Annotated in this window: 4 protein-coding genes; all 4 read right to left on the reverse strand. The window is 62.2% G+C overall.

What is annotated here, in order from left to right:
• Window positions 1-369 precede the first annotated feature (369 nt).
• Window positions 370-1,242, reverse strand: coding sequence for a glutathione S-transferase family protein (locus EOA24_RS29645; protein WP_126080867.1), 873 nt, complete (start codon window positions 1,240-1,242; stop codon window positions 370-372).
• Window positions 1,243-1,265: 23 nt separating this feature from the next.
• Entirely contained in the window at window positions 1,266-1,847 is a 582-nt protein-coding gene (locus EOA24_RS29650) for a VOC family protein (RefSeq protein ID WP_127258366.1), read from the reverse strand.
• A 243-nt stretch (window positions 1,848-2,090) separates the two neighbouring features.
• On the reverse strand, window positions 2,091-2,639 hold the full coding sequence (locus tag EOA24_RS29655; RefSeq protein ID WP_126080865.1) for a hypothetical protein: 549 nt from the start codon (window positions 2,637-2,639) through the stop codon (window positions 2,091-2,093).
• A gap of 21 nt (window positions 2,640-2,660) precedes the next feature.
• Entirely contained in the window at window positions 2,661-3,632 is a 972-nt protein-coding gene (locus EOA24_RS29660) for a winged helix-turn-helix domain-containing protein (protein WP_126080864.1), read from the reverse strand.
• Window positions 3,633-4,006 lie beyond the last annotated feature (374 nt).

A 4,006-nucleotide genomic window follows, 5' to 3' on the forward strand; every position in this document is an offset into this window, starting at 1 on the left:
GAGCAGGGCGGCGCCGACCTCGTTCATGCCGTTGAGCGGTGCGGTGGCGGCCGCTGGAAAGGGCACAACCGACAGCGTGCCCGCCATCACAAGAAATCTTGCCGTGTTCATCGCAGGTCCTCGTCGCCGTCGCTCTGCCTATAACGGTATCGTACGATCCATGACGAGGATGACAATAGGATTTCGGTCCGCCCGTCGGTGGTGCAATCATACTGTCGTGATTTCGGCGATGGCCGCGAAAAGCAAAAGGCCGGCACGGAGCCGACCTTTCCCTTGCCTCGTCATGGCGCCAGTACATCCGTGGTCGCAGCGAGGTCTCAACCCAGTAGACAGGTCTTAGGTAAACGAAACCTTAACGCCGAGGGACCGCTACGCCCTGGCCTGCGATTTCACATGCGCGATGTAGCCGCGCACGTCGCCGGCCGGCTCGGCATAAGCCTTGCCGAGCTTCTTCTCCAGGGCCGCCATGTACTCCTTCGCCCATTTGGGCAGCGCATAGTCGACGACCGCCAGGAATTCGAGCGTTGCCCCCAGCCTTATGTCGGCGATCGAGGGGTTGTTGCCGCCGATGAACGGTTTGCCGTTGCGGAAGAAAGAGTGAAACACCTCGAGCGGCTCGGCGATCGCGGCCATCGCCGCCTTCTGCGCTTCCGATTTTTTGTCGGGATGGGCGTCGCTGTGGCCGACCTCGCCGGCATATTGCGGGAAGCCGAGCGCCGGATAGGTGGCGCGCGCGACATAGGGATAAAGCGTGCCGATCAGATAGAACATGGCGCTGTCGATCATCGCCCGCTTGGCCGGCGCCTTCGGATAGAACTTCTCCAGCCCGTGCTTGTTGGCGAGATACTGCATGATGGCGCAGCTTTCCCACAGCACGCCGCGCGGCAGGCCCTTGTCCTCGATCATCGGCGTCAGATGCGCCGGATTGCGCGCCAGGAACTCAGGCGAGCGCGTATGGCCCCACGCGTCGGTCTCGGCGGGATCGAGCCCGGCTGCGCGCAAGAACACCCTGACCGTCAGGTTGTTGACGCTCGGCCTCAGCATGCGGAGTTTTATGCCGGACTTCTTGGCCGGTTTGGCCTTGGCTTTAGATGCGGCTTTTGCCGTCGCTTTAGGCGCGGACTTAGTTGTCGCCTTAGGCGCGGCCTTCGCCGTCGCAGCTTTTGCCGCCGCCTTCGCGGTCGGCTTTGCCGCGGCCTTGGCCGCGGGTTTCTTCACGCTCTTCGCTGCAGCCTTTGCCATCTGTTCCTCCCCTTATGGCTTGCTCAATATGGATTCTTCGCCGTCCGCTCGTCCGACAGGGTTTCGCGCGACCGCTCGACCAGCGCCTGAATGGCGTCGGCCAGATGGAGTTCGGCGATATTGTAGTCGCCGCGCGCCACGCGGATCTTGTGCGCCTCCATCAGCACGTCTGCGTGGGTGAAGCCGGCCGGCGGCTCGAAACGGTAGGAAGCAAGCTCGATCAGCAGTCCCAGCGGATCCTCGAAATAGATCGAATCCATGAAACCGCGATCCTTGACGCCGCTGTGTTTGATGCCGCGCTCGTCGAGACGCGCGACCGCCTGCAGGAAGGTGACCCGCGACACCGCGAAGGCGATGTGGTGGACGCAGCCTATATCGGTCGGCGTGCGCCGCTTGACCGGGGTCCGGCTCTCGTCGGTGAAGACCGTGATCAGGCGCCCGTCGCCGGGATCGAAATAGAGATGGCTCTCGCTCGCCTTGTCGAGATTGGGCTGCTCGAAGATGAAGGGCATGCCGAGCACCCCTTCCCAGAAGTCGATCGAGGTCTGGCGTCCGGCGCCGACCAGCGTGATGTGATGAACGCCTTGCGACTGCAGCTTCCGCATTGGTTCCTCCCCGCGTTCCGCTCGCCTCTTCCGCCGGGCAAGTTCGAAACCGCTCCCCTGGTGCCTTCGGCCAGGGGAGCATGATGCAATGCTAATTCAATCGACGACGTCACGCCAGAAGGGACATGTGCCGTTAAATCAGAACCTGGACGGAAAGACCTGATACGCTTAAGGGGGAATCGAACCCCTGTTCCCGCCGTGACAGTTGCCCCTCGCGAGGCAAGGCTCCTCGAAACGCGTACATCATTCGAGGCCGGCAGTCCGCAGCCCCTCAAGATAGGCGGCGCGATCCTGTTCCCGGGTCATTGGGTAATATTTCTCCACCCATTGGACCGACAGTGTTGGATGGAGTCGCTTCGCCTCTGAAAGGGCATGTGTCGCCTCATCGAGATCCCCTGCCATTCCTGCCGCGGCGGCCAGCGTACGCCACGCAGCGCCAAAATGTGGCCGAAGCAGCACTGCTCGGTGCTCGAAACTCGCTGCGTCGACGTATCGTTGGGCAACGAAGTGACACATCCCGGTCACGGTCAAAACTCCCGGCTGCTGCGTGGAATCGCGCGGGCTAAGCCGCTCGGCGATCGCGAGATGGTGCAGGCCGTCCTGTGGCATCCCTCCAAAGCCGTACGCGGCGCCCAGAATGACATGTGCGATGGCCAGGTTTGGATTGAGCGTGATCGCATCGGTTAGCGCGGTGACGGCCGCCTGCGTTCGGCGTGCCATCATGTGCACGTAACCGGCGGCGAAATGCGTCCAAGGATCGTCGGCATCATGCGCAATGGCGCGCTGAGCCATCTCATTCGCCTTCGGAAGAACCTAGGCCGGCTCCGCCAATCCGAGCAGCGCCCGCGAAGCCATCGTCCAGGCGAACAGGCTATTGGCACGCGGGTAGTCCGGGTCAGCGTCCACGGCCCTGCGTAGCAGTTGCTCGGCGGCCGCGAGCTCGCTTTCCGAGCTCCAGCTCCATATGTGAGGCATCGCCTTCATTACGAATCCCCACGCGTCAAGGCTAGCGGGAGGCCGGCTGATGTAACGCTGATGCTCTGCCGCATAGAGTTTAGGCTCGACGGCACCGATGACGCTATCGGCGATCTGATCCTGTAGCGTGAAGAAATCAGCCAGCTCGACGTCGTATCGCTCTGTCCATACTTGGCGCCCTCTGGAGGTGTCACTCGCCTCGGCGCTGATCCTGAGCCGCTGACCCGAGCGGCGGACACTGCCGCCCAGCACGTAGCGGACTCCGAGTTCACGCCCGACCTGTTTCACGTCGAGCGCCTTGTTCCTGTAGCTGAAGGACGAGTTGCGGGCGCAGACGAAAAGCCACCGCAGCCGCGCCAGCCGCACGATGATATCTTCAGCGAGACCGTCGGCAAAATATTGCTGCTCGGCATCGTCGCTCAGGTTGACGAAAGGGAGCACGGCAATCGAAGGCTCAGGCTCCGCAGAATTTCGCGCGACTGCTGCCTCGTCGAGCCTCTCGATCGCGCCGGTGAAACGGTAACCAACCCGCGGAACGGTTGCGATCCACTCTGTTCCGTCTGCCATGGAGCCGAGAAGGCGCCGAAGGGACGCGACCTGGACCGAGAGATTGCTTTCCTCGACTGCGGTCCCCGGCCAAGCGGCGTCCAGTAGTTCGGACTTGGTCAGGACCTCACCGGCGTTCCTTGCCATCGCCGATAGGAGCAGCAGCCCCCGGTAGCTGATCGCGACAGGCAGGCCCTGCCTCAGAAGCGTTCCCGCCTCGGGGCTGAGCACAAAAGGACCAAATGCGAGCCGCTGCTCCGGCATTGCGAGACATTATGTGTTTTCGGCGATTTTCGGAACTGTTCGGCCGCGCTTCGATACGTTTTGCAGGCGGCCCGACATCTTGGCTCCAGCTCAGCCACAGGAGAGCGTGCAATGCCTGGGAGCCGCGATTACCCGACGATAACAACTGAAGCCCTAACTATACGGCCGGCTCAAAGCCCTCCCGGACGAGTGGAGGAGTTCCGTGCCGCGCTCGATCGCTACATGGCCTTCTATGCCGAACAACAAAGACACTATACAGAGTCCGTCGAGCGGTCTGGCGAACCCGCAGGCTCGTGGCTGCGCATGCGGAAACGTTCAAAGTCCTGGTGGGACCTTTCGCCGGTGAAATAATCATCGTCTGCGCGATCATAGTG

It is taken from the genome of Mesorhizobium sp. M2A.F.Ca.ET.039.01.1.1 (assembly GCF_003998035.1).
Lineage (GTDB): Bacteria > Pseudomonadota > Alphaproteobacteria > Rhizobiales > Rhizobiaceae > Mesorhizobium.

Bases quoted from the DNA above. Each gene is read 5' to 3' on its own strand.
- EOA24_RS29645 (WP_126080867.1), bottom strand. From the start codon at position 1,242: ATGGCAAAGGCTGCAGCGAAGAGCGTGAAGAAACCCGCGGCCAAGGCC.
- EOA24_RS29650 (WP_127258366.1), bottom strand. From the start codon at position 1,847: ATGCGGAAGCTGCAGTCGCAAGGCGTTCATCACATCACGCTGGTCGGC.
- EOA24_RS29655 (WP_126080865.1), bottom strand. From the start codon at position 2,639: ATGGCTCAGCGCGCCATTGCGCATGATGCCGACGATCCTTGGACGCAT.
- EOA24_RS29660 (WP_126080864.1), bottom strand. From the start codon at position 3,632: ATGCCGGAGCAGCGGCTCGCATTTGGTCCTTTTGTGCTCAGCCCCGAG.